We start from the raw sequence: 20756 nt of genomic DNA on the forward strand, positions 1-20756 counted from the left end.
TCAGTCATATGTTGCTGTTAACCACCAGATTATTGTGTTTTTTGAATCTAAGCCAGCAAGACAGACCACATAATTGATAAATCTCGTTATTATTCGTCTTATTTATGTAATTGTCATTTTTGGCGCAAAAAATTTATGTGTCGTTATTGTATGGGCAGAGGTTTACATGCAGATAAAACTATTAAAACGTCTGATTAAAGACAAAATGTTTGGTAAGACAAAAAATACAGCACTGGGCGTGCAGGTTGCACAGATGGCCGATGCTCGCATGGGAGCAATGTACATGCTGGCCAGTACCGAAATTACCAAAGTGGCGAAGATTTCTAATGCGCATTTTTTTGAAGCTTTTGTGGTCGGAACTGAGCCCTTTGTAGACTTTAAAGATGCTGCGATGGGCTTGCTGAATAAGACTGAGACCATGAGCAAGATAAAAAGCAGCAAAATTGTGCTCAAAACGTCTAGGGCTAAAGCCAAAGTCGGTGAGATGACATCTGCGATAACAACAAAGCTTAAGAAGCTGTTTTGTGATTTCTTTCGTGGTTTGTTGAACAAGGTAAAAAACGTTTATGGCGACCTGCTGCATGGTATTGAGTGGCTTGCGGAAGTCGGCACGTGGCTAGCCAGCGAATTTGCTGGGACCTTCTCTAATCTTATTCCCGGCTGGGGGTATGTGCAAAGTGCATCGGGGCTCTATTCTGCGGCGAAAAAGTCGGTAATGAAATCCAAAGATCTGATTTCACAAATTTATCGTGGTCGTGGGGTGGAGCTGTTAGGTGGTCATCCTAGTATTATCGCCAATGCACTGGCTCTGCATTCTGCTAAAGGTGCGTTAGGAGGGATCAAATCTTTCACTATGGGGGTGGCAGGCATAGGTTTGCAAGCCGCAGGTGATGTTGCAGCCGGAGTGGGCTCATTGGTCAGCATGATCACCAATATTCTGGAGCGTATCATCAAGTTAGTCGATTTCTTTGTTCAACGTAGCCTGCTTGATAAAGTAACCAAACGTGCTAAGAAAGAGTGGAACAACCGCACTGCTCCAGCCAGTCTAGTCAATGATCACAAGATGTTTTCTGAGTGGTTTCAGAATGTGGTGATCACAACACCAATTGTCGCAGCGCTTGTGATGGGCAGTGGTTTTGTCGGTCACCCCTATAAATTTGCCCAGCTTCTAACGCCTAAACTTGAAGTGGTATCGCAAGGAGACTACGACAAAGCCGTTGTCTATATCGATAAGCTGAAGTCACTGTCGAGCAAGTACGTTCAAGAGTACGTTGGCAGTTATAAGATAGACTTTACTAGCAGAGATGGTGTGGTCAACGCGCGCCTGAATGAATTGAAGAGAGGCAAAGGGCTGTTGGATGGCCATGAGATTGCCGTCAAATCCGCCGTGCCAACGCGCGTTGCAGTGTAATCTATTCATACTAAGAATCGGGCCGAAAACGGCCCTTTTTTGTCTGATAATAGGGTGCTTAAGCGGTCTATCATTTTGATGATATGTCGAAGCGTTAACTATAGTTAACATTGTTGTCAATTTTAGTGTGGCGGCATCACTGTTGTGCGCTGCGACAATGATCTTCAGCGAGGCATCACACTTTTATACTCAACTACTCATCAATAGTTTTCAAACTAAGCAAGATGACGGCTGAGTGCTAAGCTGATAGTTAACCATCTTTAAAGAGCTGCACTGGATGAAAGAGCCTGATTTTCCTAATGATGAAGTACAACGAATAAAAGATCTTCATTCTCTTGATATTCTCGACACCGAACCGGAAGAGCGTTTTGAACGGATCACTCGTGTTGCTCAGCATCTTTTTGATGTCCCGATTGCTGTGGTGAGTTTAGTTGATGTGCAGCGACAGTGGTTTAAGTCCTGTATTGGTCTTCCTGTTCGCGAAACCGCAAGAAATGTCTCCTTTTGTGGACACGCGATCAATGGTGAAGAGCCTTTTATCATCAATGATGCAACTAAGGATCCTCGTTTTCTTGATAATCCGTTGGTTATGGGGGAGCCACATATTCGATTCTATGCAGGCATACCTTTGGTGTATCACAACAAAAGTAAGCTCGGTACATTGTGTATCATAGACACAAAACCGCGTGAGTTGACCATGCAGCAAATGGCCGATCTGGTTGATTTGGCAAAGATGGCGGAACAAGAGTTGGAGTCAACTATTCAAGCTACTCTTGATCCGCTGACGCAGATTTCTAACCGCCGCGGTTTCTTCGAACTCACAGAGAAGTCGATGCAGTACTGCCGAATGGGCGGGTTTTGTGTCGCGCTGGCGTATTTTGACCTGAATGACTTTAAGGCCATCAATGATGAGTTAGGCCATAAAGTGGGTGATGCTGCTCTGCAGCAGTTTGCCGACTTAATGGCAACTTCATTTAGCGATTCGGATGTGTTTGCCAGAATAGGTGGTGATGAGTTTGTTGTCTTTATGTCTGGCCTGACCGAAAAAGTAGCCACCGTCGCCATTGAGCGTTTTAGAAAATCGGTCGAACGCTTTAATCAGGAAGAAGATCGAGGGTATGAGATCACATTCAGCGTGGGTATTGCGGTTGCCAAGCCTTCGCAAGAGGTATCAATTGATACTTTATTAGAGATGGCCGATGAGAAAATGTATCAGGAAAAGTGTGCGAAAAAGTAAACACTTCTCCTGATAAGCTTGTTTCATAAATCACGCATTAAGATCTCGTATTCTTCGTTCGCTTCTGAGATTAGGTGGTGCAGCTCTGTTGCATCTTTGTCGTCGAGATCTAATTGCCACTGACGCTGTTCTTCTTTACCTTTAATGCGCGTTTTACCATTCAGCTTTTCAAAACTGATATCACACAACTCTGTTTGGTGGTGCTCATTTTTTTCAATAATATCAACATCTAATAACCCAGATGGGTTGACTTCTATATGAGCGTGGAAGTGGTTTTTATCTTGTAATTCGTAATCCCTGAATGTTGAAATCATGTTGTTCTCCTTAGTAGTTAACCGACGCGTTTTTCAAGTGTAGGACACACTTTTTGAACAGTGGATGAAATTATCATGAAGCTTGATCTTGGTTCTACATCTGTTCAAAAAACCGTCACGGATTTCAGTCTTTGTTCGATCACTGCTATCGCTCTGGTGACTGAAATTGGGGGAGATTTAGAGTACGGGTGCAGAGCATACACATTGTTGGATAGTAACTGCTGGTGTTTAAAACAAGGTTCTAAATCTGAGAACTGGTTCAGCATAAACTCCGGAAGTAAGCCAATGCCCATATCATGACGAATGAGGCTCGCCACCTGACTGACGGTATTGACTCTATGGTGGGCCGTGTAAATTAGCGTCGTTGATTTCGCCCCGTCGGCAGCGAAAAGGTGGTGTGTGATGGTTTTAGGTTGCCAGTGATTAGCGATGTATTTAGCGGTTTCAGGGGCGTGGCGAGTAGCGGCTGACTGACATAACACGTCACGAAACTGACCAATGCGCTTTTGTTTTACATTACTGTCTGGCGACTCACCGACTCGAATGGCTAAATCAATATCGTGTTGCATTAAGTCTAACTGCTTATCTTCAGCGACTACATTGAGTGATACATCGGGAAAAGGAGCAAAAGCATCACTCAGCGCAGGGACGACAATACTCTCCATTAAAGCAATGGGCGCGGTAATAGACAGTTTGCCGCTGGGCTGTTTTTGCAAGTGACGAATGTCATCCCAGGCTGTCGACATAACGTCGTGCATTGTGATGCAGTGTTGATAGAACCTTTCGCCCGCAGGAGTGAGTGATTGCTTACGTGTGGTGCGTTTTATTAGAGTGGTGGCGAGCTCACTCTCCAGCTGTTTAAGGTGAGTACTCAGGACTGATTTCGACAACTCCAATTTGTCAGCCGCCTTCGAAATAGAACCCGCTTCTACAATCGCTTTGAAGATCATCATTTGTTTATGTTTGTTCATTATTGTTCTCTTTATCCAAACAGTAATTTCTAATTTATCTGTTTTTCTTAGTTAATCCTAGACCTAAACTTCTCCCCATCAGACAAGAAGGAGAAACACAATGAGTCAATCAGTATTAGAAGCGTGTCAGGCAGGTATCGAAGCGTGGAAAGCAGCATTTAACCGTCAGGATGCAAAAAGGATGTGCAGAGCAATATGCCGAAGGCACAACCATGATCGCCAAGCCATTTGGTACGTTTGAAGGTCGCGAGCAAATTCAGGCGTTTTGGCAAAACATCATTGACCAAGGCTTTAGCGATGTATCTTACACAGATACAAAGTGGGAAAAAGTCGATGACAATAACTATATCTTGTCGTCAAAGTGGACGATGAACAAAGCATTCGGTGTGGTACATAAAGAAGTGTGGACACTGCAGGAAGACGGTAAAGCGCGCCTAACTTACGATGAGTTCGAAGTGTTAGGCGAACGATAACAAAAGGGGATACGCATAGCGTGTCCCCCTTTTGATTTCCCTTTGTTTCATTAAGTAAATAGGTAGCTGTATAGGAATCCAGCGCCGATCGCCATGCTCAGGATGACCGTCAGGAATGCGGCTATCATCTGATTCTTAAAGATGGATTTGAGCAAAATCACTTCTGTTAAACTTGCGCCCGCACTGCCGATGATCAGTGCCATCACAGAACCCAGAGCCATCCCTTTTTGTACCAGTGCAGCACTGAGAGGAATCACCGCTTCAGCACGAATGTAAAGTGGGATACCAATGATAGCGGCGACTGGAATCGCATACCACTTACCCGCGCCTGCGTATTCTGCAATCAAGTCTGTTGGAATAAATCCGTAAATAAGTGAGCCGATCGCAATACCCAGCAGTAGGTATGGGAATACTTGTTTGAAGTCTTTCCAAGTCGAGTGCCAGATTTTCACCCAGAGATTTGGTTTACGTTCTTCCACTAAAGTCGCGGTGGCGCTGCCATCTGCTGAGCAACTTGCAACACCGACTGATGGTTTTGCACTTGCGCCGCAGCTGGATTCTTTTGCCATTGCTGGCGCTGGTTCACCACAGCTCGACGTCCCACATGAGCTCTCTTTCTTCGGTGTAGATTTGCTTTCCCCACAGCTTGTATCGCAACTGCTGACTTCTGCCGCCTGATACGCCTCCGGTTTTACGTAACGTTCAAAACCGAGTTTCTCTAGTGCGTAGCCCGCAACAACAGACACAACCATAGCGATCATGAAGTAGAACAATGCAACTTTCCAACCAAAGGTTACGACAAACAAGCCAATGATCACCGGGTTAAGTAGCGGGCTGCCAAACAGGAAGACCATCATAGGGCCGAATCCTGCACGTGCTCGAAGCAGGCCTTTTAGGAAAGGAATGGTTGAGCAAGAACAAAAAGGCGTGATAGCGCCCAGCAGAGCTGCGACGACATAGCCTTTACCATTACGTGAGCTAAGGATCGACTGAATCTTTTCTGGTGTCAGAAACGCTTGCAATACACCAACGATATAGCTGATGGCAAGAAACAGGATGATCAGCTCAGTCGCGAGAAAGGCAAACATATTGAACGCTTCACTGGCCATAGATATAAATTCATTGTTCATAAGGTGATTCCAAATTCGAGTGTTATGAATCTGAATATTTTCAAATTCATTTCTATTTTTCTCGAATTATAGAAATAAAGAGCAAATGATCAAGAAGTTTATTTCGATAAAAATCGAAATAATTAGCATGTCTAATAATATCAATTGCTTAACAGGAGTGTTTTTTCGCTAACCAGTAACTTTGTTGGCAAACACATGTGCCTCTGTTGAAACGATCGCTCCGACTTCATTAATCAGCCATTTCAGTGCTCGGTTATGCTGATTTCGTCGGTGCCAAGCGATGGAAATCGTGGGGGGTGGGACAGTAATGGGCATTGGCTTTTGCACCAGTCTCCCTTTCTCTATTGATTTGCTGGCCACGGTAAAAGGCAGAACGCTGATAAGATTGGACTCTTCCAATAAGTCCATAGCCCCTGAAAAACTATTGACGGTCATGGCGACGCGTCGCTGGAGTCCTTTTAGAGCCAGTGTTGAGTCCACAGCGCCACTTGGATCACCAGAAAGTGAGACCAGCAAATGGTCTGCGCCGCAAAAATCTTCCAGAGAAAGAAAACGGTCTGCGAGTGGGTGTTCAGGTCGCATTACGCAGGTGAAGTGATTCTCATACAAGTGTCGAACTGAAATTTGTTCATGTGTTGTTGGATAGTAATCCAGTACCAGATCGACTTCCGCTTCTAGTAACAGCTGTTGCCCATTTCCTTTGAAGGGGACGGCATATAAATCCATAGCTCGAGCTCTTTCCTCGATGATCGCTCGCAATCTAGGCCAGAAAAGACAGCTGGTACCATCTGTTAACGCTACTCTAAGCTGTATGGAGGCGGTCATAGGATCAAACTTAGGTGGAGAGACGGAATGGCTAATCTTATTGAGAGGTTCCGAGATTTCATGCCACAGCTGCTTTGCGTATGGAGTGGGAGTAATGCCTCTCCCATGTTTGATAAACAGAGGATCTTTCCATGCATAGCGCATTCGAGAGACGGCTTTCGATACCGAAGGCTGAGTCATCGCTAATTGCTCTGCTGCGATGGTTATGGACTGCTCTCGCATGATTGCGTCAAAGATAACGATCAGATTTAAGTCAATTTTAGCCATACAATTCATTCCTGTGTGGAATAACGTTTATATCAACTATTAATTAGAAGAAATAGGTTGTTGATTGAATACTAAAGCTGTTCTCATCACAGATAAGGAAGAAAATTATGAAAGCAGCATTTATAAAACATTATGGAAACGTGGCTCAAATCCATGTAGGTCAATTGGAAAAGCCAGCACCATCCGTCCATCAGGTACTGATAAAGGTCGTGGCATCAGGTGTAAACCCGGTCGATTTTCATATTCGCAATGGCATGATGGCCGATACTGATACCCATACATTGCCGCTTGTATTAGGTTGGGATTGTTCAGGGGTTATTGAGCAAGTTGGTGATGATGTGAATGGGTTTAAACCGGGTGACAAGGTACTCTCATTCACCCCCATTTCAGGACAGGGCACTAATGCCGAATACATTGCTGTCAATGCGGATCTGGTTGTGAAAAAGCCAGAAAAAATGAGTTTTATCGATGGAGCGGCTTTGCCACTGGCCTCTACTACTGCGTGGCAAGGTTTGCATACCCAAGGTCATATCAGGCAAGGGCAAACTGTTCTTATTCATAATGCTTCCGGCGGTGTTGGTTCATTTGCGGTGCAAATAGCCAAGGCTGCAGGAGCGTACGTCGTAGCGACGGCCTCTCAAGCTAAGCTAGATTACATAAAAACATTGGGGGCAGATGAAGTGCACGATGAAAGCCAGACAGATTGGCATTCGACCATGAGATACGACTTGGCTTTTGTTGCGAAAGCGGGGGCTTATTTGCTTCATCGTACGGTCTCCTGTGTTAAATCAGGAGGCCGAATAGTGTCCACTTTTGATGAGCTTTCTGAAGGTGAGGTGGGTATCCACGGTATTTCGTTCACAAGAATGTGGGTCGAGAACAGCGCTGAGGATCTTGATAAAGTGCTCGACCTATTCAATAAAAATCAGTTAATCATCCCAATAGATACGGTTTATCCACTTGAGGATATCCAGCGTGCTCACCAGCGTTCTGAGCAATATAAAGCGGTCGGAAAGATAGTGCTGACTATTGCCCCGACACTGAAATACTAGAGACCACTTGCCGCTCTTTTGAGCGGCTTTTGTTCTCAGAATAATGACCAGCCACCCCTCGGTGGCTGTTTTATTAACATCCTTAATCTGCAACAACTAGCTCAACCTGATTGACTTTACATAGTGATTGAAATTCCGCTACCGCATCATCTACAAATAGTCGATCCATTTCCGAGAGTTGTGCGCTAACAACTGGGGCATATCTTCCTAGTTTAGTCTTGTCTGCAACCAGCCAGCATTGATGGCTTTGTTCAACAACGGCTCTCGTCAAATTAGCCTCTTCCGGAGTAAAGTCGAGAAGTTCCCCTCTCTCTCCTAAGCCACCGATACCAAAGATGCCGATCTTAATATTAAACTGACGATAAAATAGCGTCGTTGCCTCGCCCACCGTATCTTCATCAGACATTCTCACCTTCCCACCTGCTAAGTAAGTAGAGATATTTGTGTTTCTACTTAACGTTAGAGCAGCGTTGATGTTGTTGGTCACTACAGTTAAACCAGGATGGTCCAATAGTGCGGTGGCGACATGTTTTGGTGTCGTTCCAATACCTAAAAAATACTGCACCCTTCGGGAATTTCGCTCGCTACTTTCTTTGCAATACGCTGCTTGGCGGAAACATTGAGTATATCTCGGTTGGTAAATGACAGATTGTCGTTAGCACTTGGTAAAGTAATGCCACCATGAACACGTTTGACGAGTCCTTTGTCGCTAAGATCATTCATATCCTTACGAATAGTTTGAACAGATATGTTAAACGTGTCTGACAACAGAGCACTGGATAGAACGCCATTGCTCCGTTGCAGATAACCAAGGATCTCTTTTTGTCTTGAAGATAGGCTCACCAGTCTGTCCTTATTTAGGTGTCTGTCCTTAAATGAGTGCATTTCTATCACTGTGTTTGGGTCGGCTCAATGCGTTTACCCTGAGTATCAAATAGATGAAGGTGACTATTTTCAACACAAAGGTTAAGAGGCTTATCGACGTCAAATTCAGTTTCAGGTGTCACAGCGATGAAGGCTTGTCCATTCACCTGACCGTGTACCAATTGGTTTGGGCCAAGTGGCTCAATGACACTGATGTTCAAAGCAAGATTCAACATACTGTCTAGGGCCCGTGTATCGGCATGCTCTGGACGGATACCAAGAGTGACCTCCTGATTGATACCCGCATACTCTGGCAGCGGTATAGTGTGGCCTGCAACAGTGAGAATGCCATCAGCAAGAGTCGCGGTCAGAAAGTTCATTGCTGGGCTGCCCATAAAACTCGCCACAAAATGGCTGGCAGGCCAATGGTACACTTCAGAGGGCGTTCCTACCTGTTCGATTTGCCCTTGATTGAGTACGACAATGCGGTCAGCAAGGGTCATGGCTTCTACTTGATCATGAGTAACGTAGACGCTTGTCACCCCCAGTTCGCGCTGGAGTTTCTTGATCTTCAAGCGCATATGAGTGCGAAGGGATGCATCCAGATTTGACAGTGGCTCATCAAACAAAAACAGCTGGGGGTCACGCACAATCGCACGACCCATTGCTACACGCTGTCTTTGACCACCAGAAAGTTTGGCCGGCTTGCGATCGAGATACTCTTCGATCTTGAGCGTCTTCGCGACGTTTTGGATCTTTTCATCAATCTCAGATTTATCGACACCCCGGTTTTTCAGACCGTAAGCAAGGTTGTTGTACACCGTCATATGTGGATAGAGCGCATAGTTTTGGAACACCATTGCTATATCTCGTGAGGCTGGCTTTTCTGTATCGATACGTCGCTTATTGAGGTAAATTTCACCGCCAGAGATTGGCTCCAAACCAGCGATCGAGCGCAAAATAGAAGACTTACCACAACCCGAGGGACCGACAAGTACGATGAACTCACCGTTAGTGGTATCCAGATTGAGGCCTTTAACCGCCTGATGGCCGTTTTCGTAGGTTTTGACCAATTGTTTGATTTCTAACATTGTTTAATTCGCTCTAGATTCTATTTTTCACTCTCAACGAGTCCTTTCACGAACCAGCGTTGAAAGATAATCACCACTAAGACAGGTGGCAGCATGGCGAGGATCACCATAGCAAAGGCATAGTTATATCTTGGGTCGGGCGTTTCATTGATATTAGCCAGAATCTGTTTAATCCCCATCACTATGGTGTTGTAGCTTTCATCAGTCGTCATCATGATCGGCCACAAGTACTGATTCCAACCGACGACGAACATAATGATAAAGATCGCTGCAATCATGGTTCGAGAAAGGGGCAGCAAGATATCGACGATAAAGCGCAGTGGCCCTGCATTGTCCAGCTGCGCCGCTTCGAGTAGTTCATCGGGTATGGTTTTAAAGAATTGACGGAAGAAAAAGGTCGCTGTAGCTGAAGCAATCAGTGGCACAATCAGGCCTGAGTAGCTGTTCAACATGCCTAGTTTAGAAACCACTTCATAGGAAGGCATGATACGTACCTCTAAAGGAAGCAACAGGGTGACAAAGATCAGCCAGAACCAAGCACTGGCATAAGGTAATCTGAAATAGACCAACGCATAGGCAGCGCAAAGCGAGATAACGATCTTACCGATGGCAAATCCCAAGCCCATAATCATAGAATTAATGAGCATCGTCTTTGCTGTGACGTCTGTCGTGAAGCCTTGATCCGTCTTCCATGCCTTCTCATAGACCTCCATAAAATGGTCTCCGGGAACCCACTGTAAACCTTGCGTGAGAATGGTGGCTGAATCATGAGTGGAGCTGGCGAAGATAAGCCAGATTGGGGAAAGCATAAAAACAGCCCCCAATATAAGGATGATATGATCGCTAATCCTATTGCTTTTCATCATCTTAACTCCCTTAGTAGTGGACGCGTTTTTCAATAAAACGGAACTGTAGATAACTGAGACCGAGTACCATGATCAACAGCACCACAGACTGAGCAGAACTACCGCCAATGTCTGCACCGACAAACCCATCCGTGAACACCTTGTAAACCAGGGTAGTTGTTGAGCCGCCGGGTCCTCCGCCTGTCATCATGTCGATAACGCCGAAGGTATCGAAAAAGGCGTAGGTTAGGTTTATCACCAACAAGAAAAATCCCGTCGGGGCTAAAAGTGGGAAAGTGATGGTCCAGAATCGTCGCGTATCGCTGACACAATCGAGCACCGACGCTTCTTTTACCGAAGTCGGAATCGACTGAAGGCCCGCTAAAAAGTAGACAAAATTAACTGAGATCTGCTTCCATACTGATATGACAACCAAAGCAATGATTGCATCTGAAGAGTCCGTTTGAAAACTAAAATCAATCCCTACAACTTTAAACAGATCGACGAAGATGCCCAAATGAGGACTGAAGAGAAAAGTTCCCATCATACCCGCCACCGCAGGGGCAACCGCGTAAACCCATGTGAGCGTTACTCGGTAAGCACTCTGCCCGTGAATAACATTATTTGCTTTTACGGCTAACAGCAACGCCAACGCCAATGAACAGAAAGAGACGAGCAATGAGTAGTAAAGGGTAAACCCGACAGACTTTAAATATTCTTCTGATTCAAACAGAATTGTATAATTTTCAAACCAGACAAAGGTAGATGACAATCCCCATGGGTCTTCCAACATAAAGGAAAGATAGACCGCTTGAGCTGCCGGATAGATAAAAAATATCGCAATAATTAAAATCTGCGGAGCCAGAAATATATAGGGTAAAGGAGAGTGCCGGAATTGTTGACGACGTTCCACGTAGACTCCAAAAAAGTAAAAATATCAGTTACAAAAAAGCCTCACCTTGATACTCAAATTACATCAAGATGCTGAGTTCAGCGTTAAATAACTTGGTAAGAACCAGGTCATTTGCTTGAAATTAATCCCGTGACACCGCTGTGAACCCAGCACCTTGAATTCAATTGGGTATACATGGAGAGGCTGAATTTTGCCGAGTTACTTAACTGTGCGAGCAAAGCGTTTTAGAAGCTGCTGAGCTTCAATATCGATTTTGTTAAGGCTCGACTCAACTTGTGATTCGCCAGCGAAAATCTTATCGGTTTCGCGGTACATCACTTCACGGATCTGCGGGTAGAAGCCAAGACGATAACCTTTAGTCCATTCACCGCCAGGTAGGCTCAACTGCTGAACGCCTACTTCTGCATCTGGGCTATCTTTGTAGTAACCGGATTGCTTAGTAAGCTCATAAGCCGCGTTAGTAACCGGAACGTAGCCCGTCGTTTTATGCCACTGCATCTGTACTTTTGGGCTAGTTAGGTAGTGAAAGAATGCCGCAACACCTTTGTCTTCCACTTTGTCATGACCTGACAGAGCAAATAGCGCGGCACCGCCGATAAAAGTAACGCCTGCATTTTTGTCGACTGACTCCCAGTATGGAAGGAATGTAGTACCTAGCTCAAAGTCAACACGGTCACGTAGACCACCGAACGAACCTGAAGAGCCAATCCACATAGCCACTTCTTTGCGCTCAAATGGTGTTTGGTTTGCAGCCCAGTCTTTACCGTAATACTTGTAGTAACCCTTATCCGCCCACTCTTTCATCTTAGTGAAGTGCATCTGTAGGTTCTTAGTGCTGTACATCACTTTGGTGGCTGGCGCATCGTAGCCGTTGTTCTTGTCAGCTAACTGTTGGTTGTGGCGAGATTTGAAGTTCTCAAAGAAAATCCAAGGAGTATGAGACTGAGAAAATGCCGCATGTCCTTTTACCTTAAGTTTCTTAGCGACGACTTCCATCTCTTCGTAAGTCTTAGGCGCTTCAACACCCGCTTCAGCCAGCATATCGCGGTTGAAGTAAAGTACAGGTGTCGAACTGTTAAATGGCATGCCAACCATTGTACCTTGGCTATCTGCATAGAAGTTGCGCACACCCGCAAGGTAGTCAGAAGAGTGGAAGCTATAACCTGATTCAACCATGATGTCCTGCACCGGTTTAGCGACACCTTTAGCATTCATAATCGTCGCAGCACCTGCATCAAACACCTGAAGAATGTTCGGCGCTTCATTGGCACGGTAGGCAGCGATACCTGCTGTTAGAGTCTCAGTGTAAGACCCCTTATATACAGGTATAAGTTTGTAGTCATTCTGAGATGCGTTGAACTCAGTCGCGATTTTATTCACGGTTTCACCAAGTTGACCACCCATTGCGTGCCACCATGTCACTTCCGTTGCTGCAAGTGCTGAACCAGAGACGGTTGCTGAAAAAAGTAATCCGGTAATCCATAAGTGTTTCATCATTCCTTTCCTTAGTACTAAGGTTTCGTTTAGTGTTTTACGGGGTTCGTTTGTTTCGTTTTTCAGTCATTTTTCACAGATCAAGTGACATCTTCGTTTCGTTTACGTTTATCTTTAGTGAACGATTTATGTACACATCAAATCGTGCTCACCAACATACTGAGCACTACAAAGCGATCGGAAAGATAGTGTTGACCATTGTTCTGACAATGAAATACCAGAGACCACTCGCCGCGCTTTTGCGCTGCTTTTTCAGTAACGGCGTTTTAAATGCCTAGCTGGCGGCGTCCTAGTTGGCATTGGCTAGTCATTTTTGTCTTAAGGCAAACAGGTTGCATATTTTTGATGGTTTTATAAAATCTGCGTTTTGATTAAATGGTAGGCATCAGTCTTGCGAATATATGGAAGTATCGAGAGTCAAGGAGTTGGCTTATTAAACAGGGGCGCTTCGTTGTCCAAGAGTGACAATTGGTTTTACCTTCAACGGATAGAAAAACCGTGGACGAAGCGAGCAGAGGTAAAGTACTGATGGCAACGTTACTCCCTTTTATCTATTTGCTTGTTGGATTCCTTGTTGGCAAAGGGCAGCTAAACGTTAAAAAGTTTTCATCCCTTGTACTTACTAAGCTGGTGATCCCTGTCATTATCATTTGGAATATCTCCCTTCATTCAGAGGAAATGATAGGGGTTATCGCATTGACGATGATGTCTATGTTAGCGATATTTGCCTGCCGACACTGGATGGGAAAAGATGCGATTCGAAGTTTATGTTTTTGTTATCTCAATATAGGTTGGTTGGGTTTGCCCATTGCTCACGCTTTGCTGGGCGATGAAGCGGCTAGATTTATGTTGGCAGCGTACATTGGAAGCTCTATTGTTGGTAACTCAATTGGCGCAAACTATTTAAAGAAAGAGACATTCTCAATTCTGAAGGTTCTGGCTTCGCCGCCAGTGATTGCGTTACTGATTGGTGGTTTGTTGATTCCAGTTGGACGAGGCATTGAAGTCCACGGACACACTCTATATGTCGTGTCTAAATTCTTAATGAGCTTTCTGGGTATGATGATACTTGGTATCTGGCTTGCTGAAACAAGTTTAAAGAAAAGCGATGTATTGCTTTACACTCGGACTTATGTCCTAAGAATTGTGACGTTGAGTGCAATGGTTCTAGTCGTTTTTGGCATTAGCCAGATAGCAAACTCAGAGATGTTGTATCATCAACTGCCGTGGCTGCTTTTAATTTGCCTACTTCCGCCTGCTGCCAATATCATCGTACTGGAAACTTCCTATCTGGGTACAGGAACAAGTGCAGCAAGAATTTCCGTAGAAACCATGGTAAGTATTGTGGTAATTGCGGTTTACGCCATTGTGCTGCGCTCGCTGAGCTGGTAACGCCATGCCTAGCTATGCCAGAGTCTGAAGTGCTAAATGGCCGTCGGGCGGGGTAAAGCCCACGAGGGACATGTAAAAGCAGCGAACATCGCGCTGCTTTTTTATTGGTCAAAAAGTGGGGAAATTGAACCCTAGACAAGCGCATGAACCTACATGAATCAGACCTAGCGTTGTTACTCCTATACCCAACTTCAAAGATGACCGTTGTTGGAAGATGTTTCTAACGCAGGGTGAACAACATTGAATCGAGTTCGCCATTCAAAAACATGTTTGATGAAGGCGTCGACCCTTGCTGGGCGTTTGTCTCGGTCGCGATACATGATGTAAACTTCACGGTCTGCTGACTTCCATTCAGGTAACACCTCCTCAAGGTACTGCTCTTCAGCAAAATAATAGGGCGGGATCCAAGCGACACCTAACCCTCGAATTGCTGCATCTCTTATAAGAAGTACATCATTTGATGAGAAATCAAATGTGTCGTTGTACGAGAACGCCTCCCCAGTGTTTTGATTGTGCATTTTCCAGTGGCGATCAGTGTGGACAGTCAGTAGGCGATGCTTTGCGAGATCGGACGGATGCAATATTGGCTCGCTCTTATCTAAGTAAGATCGTGAGGCGCATAGTGAAAATGGCAATTGCCATAGCTTTCTTGCGATCCAGTCCATTTCAATTAAATCGCCAATTCGAAAGGTCACATCCTAAAACCTCTGTATGGAATGTCATTGGTGTTGGCGTGTTTTTAGGAGTTCTTAAGTTTAGCTTCCTATTTGTGGCGATGGCGTCTGATGTTTCAGCGGGGCTCTCCTCATTATTACTGCAAGCACAAGTGGTATTTACTATTTTGCTCAGCGTCGTGTTGTGGAAAGAATCAATGAACCGATACCAACTCGTCGGCATGGGGCTCGCCTGCATTGGATTCAGTCTGTTTTTCTATACCGCGGGAGGCAATGCAACCGCTTTAGGAATAACGCTTATTTTATGTGCTGCGGCCTTTTGGGCAGTCTCAAATCTGATTATGAAAAGAATAGGTGATGTGAATTTATTGCATTTCATGATTTGGGTTAGCCTGATCCCTCCTCTTCCATTATTCTTGGTGTCTTGGCACTTCGAAACCAATCAGCCTTTGACTTTGTTATTGGCAACAACAGAAAAATCTTGGCTGTCTTTACTGTATGTCAGCTACATCTCTACTTTGGCAGCTTTCGCTTTGTGGGGTTGGCTGCTTAAAAATCATCCAGCTGCTGTTGTTACGCCTTTTGCTCTGTTGATACCTGTCGTGGGTATTGTCGGCTCCAATCTGCTTTTAAATGAGCAGTTAACCCATTTAGAGATGCTTGGCGGGGGATTGATTTTATTTGGATTATCCGTGTCCGTTTTAGGTCTGCGCCTTTATCACTTCATATCTCAGCGCCAGCGTTTGAATAGCGCCATATAGTGATTGTCATCTTCTTGGTATACGGATTTTTATTGTTGTTATAGCCAGCGTTTTTAGGCTCTGGCTATAACAAAACACGTTATTTACTCTTCAGCGGTAGCTTCATGAATGGCTTGTTTGGTGTCGTCCCATACTTTTGAAGAGTCATCTTTAACGCCTTGCCATGTGTTAGAACAGCCACCAATCAGCAGAGCAATCGCCGTCGCAATCAATGAAAGTCTCATGTTTTACTCCTTAATTCGCACGTTATCTGGTGACTATATCAGAAGTGTAAAGGGCTAATGTGAAATTCCCTTCAGAATTTCACTTTGAACATAAAACGCAATCACCAAGGGTTACCTTGTTATATTGAGTCAGTCAAAGCGCTATGCCCTTCTTAAGAAGTCCTGCTGAGCAAGTTGCAAAATATAAATACTTCGATTATCTTGGAAATGTTTTTTTGAGTTAGGAGTGATTGATGGAACTTGAAGTTGTCGCGAAAGCGTTGAAAGAATTGGGCCACCCAACGCGTCTTTCCATCTATAAAAGTGTTGTCAAGGCAGGGTTTCAGGGATCGCCGTAGGTGCGATTCAGGACCAGTTGGATATTCCTGGCTCAACGTTGTCTCATCATATCTCCAGTTTGGCTTCGGCCAATCTCATCAGTCAGCGCCGCGAAGGCCGCACGCTTTATTGCGTTGCCGAATATCAGTGTCTTGAAGCTGTGATTGGTTTCTTACAAGATGAGTGTTGTGCGGATGAACGCTGCTAATCGAACTTTGAAGCTTGAAGAAACATCTATCAGTTTCTGTCTGAGCAGACTTTCCTAGGCACAGGTTAACATTGTCTTACCAATTCAGGTTATGGCACTCATTGCTGTTAATAATTATGACTTGAGTTTGTTTGTCCTACTCATAAGTGGGGCGTTGTCATGGATTTTCTCCATAACTTCTGAAATTATTCTCTACAATAATCAGAGTAACAAGGAGAAATACTTATGATTACAGCGCTTTACGCGTCGGTGTTAGCCATGTTGATGATATGGTTGTCGATAGAGGTCATTAAACAGCGTCGCAGTGCCAAGGTTGCTTATGCTGATGGTGGAGTTAATGCCCTTCAGGTTGCCCGCAGTGCGCAAGGCAATGCCATGGACTATATTCCAATCACTTTGTTCTTGATGGCGATGGTTGAATATAACGGAGCCAGCCCTTGGATGATCCATATAGCCGGTGTTGTATTTGTCATTGGCCGACTTCTGCACGCTAAGGCGGTATTAGCTGAGAAGCTAAAAGGCCGTATTACTGGTATGAAATTAACCTTTCTGACGATGGTGGCACTTATTGTTCTTAACCTCGTTTATCTACCGTTTGGAAAGCTATGGTAATGCCTTTCAAAGTTCCGCCTGCTTGGTCTCTGGTATTGGTTGGTCTAGTTCTCAACATTCTTGCGATTGTAATGTCGAGTGTGGTGTTAGACAGGTTAAGTGCGGAACTCTCGACCCTGGCAGAACAGAAAGACGAAAATATCTATTCGATTCAGCTCGCATGGAGCAGTGTCGAAACCTTGGAGCGTAAACGCGAGGCTATGTTGTTACACCTTAGTCAAGCGGATGATGATGAGATTGATGACGCGCTGCAAACTGTGCTTCAAGGTCAACTCAGTGCTTGGTTAGGCGGAAGTGTTCCGCAGATCAGCCGTGAAAATTTGAGCCCATTAATGATGCAGATTAATCAGGCTCAGCAGGGTTATCGTAATCAGATTGATGACTACTACCTGAACAACCTTACCATTACCGAAGTAATGGCGGCTTTGAATGAAAAAATCGCCTGGTACAAAAATATCGGTCTATTTTTGCAAGTCTTTGGCCTGGCTTTGATTCTCGCGCGTGATTTGGCTAGAAAGCCTTAAATGACCGAAGAACGAAGCAACGAATACCGGCGAATATCGGGGCGAATATCGGGGCGAATATCGGGGCGAATATCGGGACATCGAATATCGGGACACACACTAGTGGGAATACACTAGTGGGAATACACTAGTGGGAATACACTAGTGGGAATACACTAGTGGGAATACACTAGTGGGAATACACTAGTGGGAATACACTAGTGGGAATACACTTGAATATCGGGACACACACCAGTAAATCGTCAGTAAGACTCACCAAATCACCCGAGGGTTATTTTGATAAACGGCCAACTTTGAGAAATATTGTCGCTGACTTGGACTTGAGGAAGGTATTCTATTGAATATCGGTACGTTTATTTCAACACCATGTCAGCTATCAAGCTGTGGGGGAATGTCTAACAGCTTTCGAGTGACGCTTACTCAAAGGTGAGTAAATGAAGCTTTTTCTTATTCAGAGCGGTTTTGGCGATGATAGCCTTGGCTTGACTGCCTACCGCCGTGACGTGAAATTTCTCCAATTGAGTACACACCTTGAGCCAGTTGTTTCTGTTTCCCCCAAGCCTATCTAATATGGGTGGCAGGCTGGTATTCATCGATGCTTTATTGGGCCGAATTTGACGGGCTGTCCAGTCGACTAATTCAAGATAATCCATCAATCGAAAAGGAATACCTTCTCTTTTTGAGTGGCTCTCGTGACCGATAAATGGATGAAGGCAAGGGGCTGTAGATTGCTGTTGGTTTAAGGCGTCGATTCGAGCTTTGATGGAAGTGAATTCTGAGTCTTCGGGTTTAGTGGCAATGCCTGCTCGAATAGGATTGAGGTCTACGTACGCCATCGCAGCGGCTAGGGCTTTTTCATCCAGCAAAGCTTGGCTTTTAAATCGGCTTTCCCAGAAATGCCCAGTGCAGTTGTCTTCTTTGTTCGCTTTGCAAGCAATATCGTAGTTAAGCTCCTTCATATACCAGCTTAAATCCCACAGACGTTCTCGCCAACGCTCAATGATCTCGATACATGTTTCCTGTTCCATCGGGTGAGTAAGCTGGCCATCAAGCCAGCGTTGAACAATAGGGGGTAACTTATGCGCCATCCCCCAGCGTTCAACAACCTGATGATGTGATAAGCCCAAAGCTCTCTCTCGATTGATATTGACGACTAAGTGGTAGTGATTACTCATGATGGCGTAAGCACAAATATCGATGCAGTAGAGCTCAGCAAGCGAGTGCATTTTGTTGACAATCCACTCCCGGCGGTGCTCATAACTCACTAGGGTTTGTGGGTCTTCACCACATAAAAAGCTACGCCTCACACAACGAGAAACGCAGTGATAATAGGATGTGGCTTCAATCGAGATAAGTTGCTTGCGCGCAGTTGTCATCAATGTGTCTCCTTGTCGAACAATAACAAGGTAGCAATCATTCAAACAAGAGTTTGTAATCAGTCCCTCGAAAAGCGGGAAATCATACTTATTTAGTCCTTTTGGTGTGTGTCCTGAATTTACTCTGTACTGCTTTGGTGGAATTTACTGAATTTATAGCTATTTATCGATTGCAAAAAGTACGAACGTGCTAAAAATAATAAGAATAAATAAGTGAGAGTAAGATGAGCAAAGGTAAAGTAACCCGAGACAATATCTTGAGTAAGGCATTTGAACTGGCTAGTGAAAATGGGCTGGAAAGCCTGACGATCGGTGAATTAGCTAAGCAATGTGGGATGTCTAAAAGTGGTTTGTTTGCCCATTTTAACTCCAAAGATAACTTACAGAACGCGGTTTTGGAGCATGCGAACCTGATTTTTACCCAACGGGTGATTACGCCAGCGAGAGAGCAAAGTGCCCGTAGCCAAGAGCAGAAGATTCGGACTCTGTTGGATAACTGGCTGGGCTGGAATCATTCTTTTCAGGGCAGTTGCATGTTTTTGGATGCATGGAAAGAAACCAATTCAGAAACGAATCTAACGCAGAAAGCGCTGAAAAAAACCATCGCAACTTGGATCGAATACTTGCGAATTCAAGTCGCGAAAGGGGTCGAAAATGGTGAATTTCGTCAGGATCTTGAACCCAAACAGGCCACTTTTGAGTTGTATGGCTTGTATTTAAGTGCTCACCTGTTTTATTCAATACACGGGGAGCAGGAGAGCTATCAACATTTCTGGCAAGGCGTTGAACGCATGATAACAAGCTGGAAATAAGCATTTGCAGGCTGAGTTTAGGCTCAGCCAATAATTTAACTAAAAATAGCACGGTCGTTCGCTTTTGTAAGGCGGACCCGAAAAGGATAACGACCATGAGTGAGAAGATTTATTTTAATACCTCGAACAAGTTCAGTGTTAAGAAGAGTTTGGTTAACCTGACGACACGCTTACACCACACATTGGCCCCAAGTCATGCAAAGCAAACGGCGCGTAAACTGCTATTAACACCTGCGAGAACTAAGCCAAAGAATGCTCAACCTCAAGGTTTAGTTATAGGTGAAGTCCAATCTAAAGAAGGACCGCTTAAGACATATCAACTTGGTCAGGGCCCAGTTTGGGTGCTAACTCACGGCTGGTCTGGTACGGCGAGCCAATTTTTTCCACTGATGGAACATATTGCGTCGCAGGGATACACCGCACTGGCGTACGATCATCCGGGGCATGGTGAAAGTGGTGGCTTGTACGGGCATATTCCGGCGTTTGTTCATGGCTTGGAGGCAATTCTTGATAGCGTGGATGAAGTGGCGGGTTTAGCGGGGCACAGTATGGGTACCGCTTCGGCGATTGAGTGCCACCATCAGAAACTGGTCGACAAGCCATTACTGCTTATTGCTCCGGTGTTGGACTACCTGGATAACCTGTTTGGCAGTGTCGCCCGTTCTGGCTACTCGGTGCGTTTGTTCAATGCGGTGGTGTCGGAAGTGGAAGAGCAATACCGCTATCCAATTCAGTCGATTGACCCTTACAACAAGCTCAAGTTACGTCAGTCGAAAACCATCATAGTGCATGACGAAGGGGACAAATTTACCAAGTTCTCTGTATCGCAGAAAGCGGCGCAGGAGATGGCTAATGTCACCTTGGTGGCGACTCAGGGGAAAGGGCATGGGAGAGTAATGAAATGCGCTCAAGTCATGCAAAGTTTTGATGAGTTGATTGCGTAGTAGACAAATTGGTTATAAATAAAA

General features: G+C 44.8%; 20 protein-coding genes and 3 pseudogenes. 11 read left to right on the forward strand and 12 right to left on the reverse strand.

The window, feature by feature from the left end; genetic code table 11:
• The first annotated feature begins 166 nt into the window (after nt 1–166).
• Complete coding sequence (locus KW548_20840) at nt 167–1411, forward strand: hypothetical protein (GenBank protein ID QXX08116.1); 1245 nt, start codon at nt 167–169, stop codon at nt 1409–1411.
• A 277-nt stretch (nt 1412–1688) separates the two neighbouring features.
• Nucleotides 1689–2648 carry a sensor domain-containing diguanylate cyclase gene (locus tag KW548_20845; GenBank protein ID QXX08117.1) on the forward strand — a complete coding sequence of 320 codons (960 nt, stop codon included), beginning with the start codon at nt 1689–1691 and terminating at the stop codon, nt 2646–2648.
• 23 nt (nt 2649–2671) lie between these two features.
• On the opposite strand, the gene KW548_20850 is transcribed toward KW548_20845, so the two are convergent.
• Both KW548_20850 and KW548_20855 read right to left on the reverse strand, forming a co-directional pair.
• A complete protein-coding gene (locus KW548_20850; protein ID QXX08118.1) occupies nt 2672–2962 on the reverse strand; it encodes a hypothetical protein in 291 nt (96 codons plus the stop codon).
• A 104-nt stretch (nt 2963–3066) separates the two neighbouring features.
• Complete coding sequence (locus KW548_20855) at nt 3067–3933, reverse strand: LysR family transcriptional regulator (GenBank protein QXX08119.1); 867 nt, start codon at nt 3931–3933, stop codon at nt 3067–3069.
• A 100-nt stretch (nt 3934–4033) separates the two neighbouring features.
• Here KW548_20855 and KW548_20860 point away from each other — a divergent pair.
• Nucleotides 4034–4406 (forward strand): annotated as a pseudogene (locus KW548_20860) (nuclear transport factor 2 family protein).
• A gap of 50 nt (nt 4407–4456) precedes the next feature.
• On the opposite strand, the gene KW548_20865 reads toward KW548_20860, so the two are convergent.
• Nucleotides 4457–5536 carry a permease gene (locus KW548_20865; GenBank protein QXX08120.1) on the reverse strand — a complete coding sequence of 360 codons (1080 nt, stop codon included), beginning with the start codon at nt 5534–5536 and terminating at the stop codon, nt 4457–4459.
• A 168-nt stretch (nt 5537–5704) separates the two neighbouring features.
• A complete protein-coding gene (locus tag KW548_20870; protein QXX08121.1) occupies nt 5705–6628 on the reverse strand; it encodes a LysR family transcriptional regulator in 924 nt (307 codons plus the stop codon).
• A gap of 107 nt (nt 6629–6735) precedes the next feature.
• On the opposite strand from KW548_20870, the gene KW548_20875 reads away from it, so the two are divergent.
• Nucleotides 6736–7680 (forward strand): NADP-dependent oxidoreductase, encoded by a 945-nt coding sequence (locus KW548_20875; GenBank protein QXX08122.1) that lies wholly within the window; start codon nt 6736–6738, stop codon nt 7678–7680.
• Between the two features lie 82 nt (nt 7681–7762).
• On the opposite strand, the pseudogene KW548_20880 reads toward KW548_20875, so the two are convergent.
• From KW548_20880 to KW548_20900, 5 genes and pseudogenes are all read right to left on the reverse strand, one after another.
• Nucleotides 7763–8526 (reverse strand): annotated as a pseudogene (locus KW548_20880) (DeoR/GlpR family DNA-binding transcription regulator).
• Between the two features lie 44 nt (nt 8527–8570).
• Nucleotides 8571–9635 carry a sn-glycerol-3-phosphate ABC transporter ATP-binding protein UgpC gene (gene ugpC, locus KW548_20885; GenBank protein ID QXX08123.1) on the reverse strand — a complete coding sequence of 355 codons (1065 nt, stop codon included), beginning with the start codon at nt 9633–9635 and terminating at the stop codon, nt 8571–8573.
• 20 nt (nt 9636–9655) lie between these two features.
• Nucleotides 9656–10498, reverse strand: coding sequence for a sn-glycerol-3-phosphate ABC transporter permease UgpE (gene ugpE / locus KW548_20890; protein ID QXX09492.1), 843 nt, complete (start codon nt 10496–10498; stop codon nt 9656–9658).
• Between the two features lie 13 nt (nt 10499–10511).
• Complete coding sequence (locus KW548_20895; protein QXX08124.1) at nt 10512–11393, reverse strand: ABC transporter permease subunit; 882 nt, start codon at nt 11391–11393, stop codon at nt 10512–10514.
• Nucleotides 11394–11591: 198 nt separating this feature from the next.
• The gene (locus KW548_20900; GenBank protein QXX09493.1) at nt 11592–12887 is read right to left on the reverse strand and encodes an extracellular solute-binding protein; all 1296 of its coding nucleotides are present in this window, start codon (nt 12885–12887) and stop codon (nt 11592–11594) included.
• Nucleotides 12888–13415: 528 nt separating this feature from the next.
• Between KW548_20900 and KW548_20905 the strand changes: the two genes are divergently transcribed.
• Complete coding sequence (locus KW548_20905; protein ID QXX09494.1) at nt 13416–14279, forward strand: permease; 864 nt, start codon at nt 13416–13418, stop codon at nt 14277–14279.
• Nucleotides 14280–14470: 191 nt separating this feature from the next.
• On the opposite strand, the gene KW548_20910 is transcribed toward KW548_20905, so the two are convergent.
• A complete protein-coding gene (locus KW548_20910) occupies nt 14471–14944 on the reverse strand; it encodes a transcriptional regulator (GenBank protein QXX08125.1) in 474 nt (157 codons plus the stop codon).
• On the opposite strand from KW548_20910, the gene KW548_20915 reads away from it, so the two are divergent.
• Entirely contained in the window at nt 14908–15714 is an 807-nt protein-coding gene (locus KW548_20915) for an EamA family transporter (GenBank protein ID QXX08126.1), read from the forward strand. The genes KW548_20910 and KW548_20915 overlap by 37 nt on opposite strands.
• An 83-nt stretch (nt 15715–15797) precedes the next feature.
• Here the strand turns inward: KW548_20915 and KW548_20920 are convergent, their stop codons facing one another.
• Complete coding sequence (locus tag KW548_20920; GenBank protein ID QXX08127.1) at nt 15798–15938, reverse strand: entericidin EcnAB; 141 nt, start codon at nt 15936–15938, stop codon at nt 15798–15800.
• Nucleotides 15939–16171: 233 nt separating this feature from the next.
• Here KW548_20920 and KW548_20925 point away from each other — a divergent pair.
• The 3 genes and pseudogenes from KW548_20925 (at nt 16172) to KW548_20935 (ending at nt 17600) form a co-directional block, all read left to right on the forward strand.
• Nucleotides 16172–16464: pseudogene (locus tag KW548_20925) on the forward strand (metalloregulator ArsR/SmtB family transcription factor).
• 225 nt (nt 16465–16689) lie between these two features.
• Nucleotides 16690–17076: an MAPEG family protein gene (locus tag KW548_20930; protein ID QXX08128.1), complete on the forward strand. Its 387-nt coding sequence runs from the start codon at nt 16690–16692 to the stop codon at nt 17074–17076.
• Entirely contained in the window at nt 17076–17600 is a 525-nt protein-coding gene (locus KW548_20935; protein QXX08129.1) for a DNA mismatch repair protein, read from the forward strand. Before KW548_20930 ends, KW548_20935 begins: the two co-directional genes overlap by 1 nt.
• A gap of 416 nt (nt 17601–18016) precedes the next feature.
• Here KW548_20935 and KW548_20940 read toward each other — a convergent pair whose 3' ends face one another.
• Nucleotides 18017–18976: a transposase gene (locus tag KW548_20940; GenBank protein ID QXX08130.1), complete on the reverse strand. Its 960-nt coding sequence runs from the start codon at nt 18974–18976 to the stop codon at nt 18017–18019.
• A 224-nt stretch (nt 18977–19200) separates the two neighbouring features.
• On the opposite strand from KW548_20940, the gene KW548_20945 reads away from it, so the two are divergent.
• Nucleotides 19201–19788: a TetR/AcrR family transcriptional regulator gene (locus KW548_20945; GenBank protein ID QXX08131.1), complete on the forward strand. Its 588-nt coding sequence runs from the start codon at nt 19201–19203 to the stop codon at nt 19786–19788.
• A 95-nt stretch (nt 19789–19883) separates the two neighbouring features.
• Nucleotides 19884–20732, forward strand: a complete 849-nt coding sequence (locus tag KW548_20950; GenBank protein QXX08132.1) for an alpha/beta hydrolase — start codon at nt 19884–19886, stop codon at nt 20730–20732.
• Nucleotides 20733–20756: the final 24 nt, after the last annotated feature.

Source organism: Vibrio neptunius (assembly GCA_019339365.1).
GTDB classification, from domain to species: domain Bacteria; phylum Pseudomonadota; class Gammaproteobacteria; order Enterobacterales; family Vibrionaceae; genus Vibrio; species Vibrio neptunius.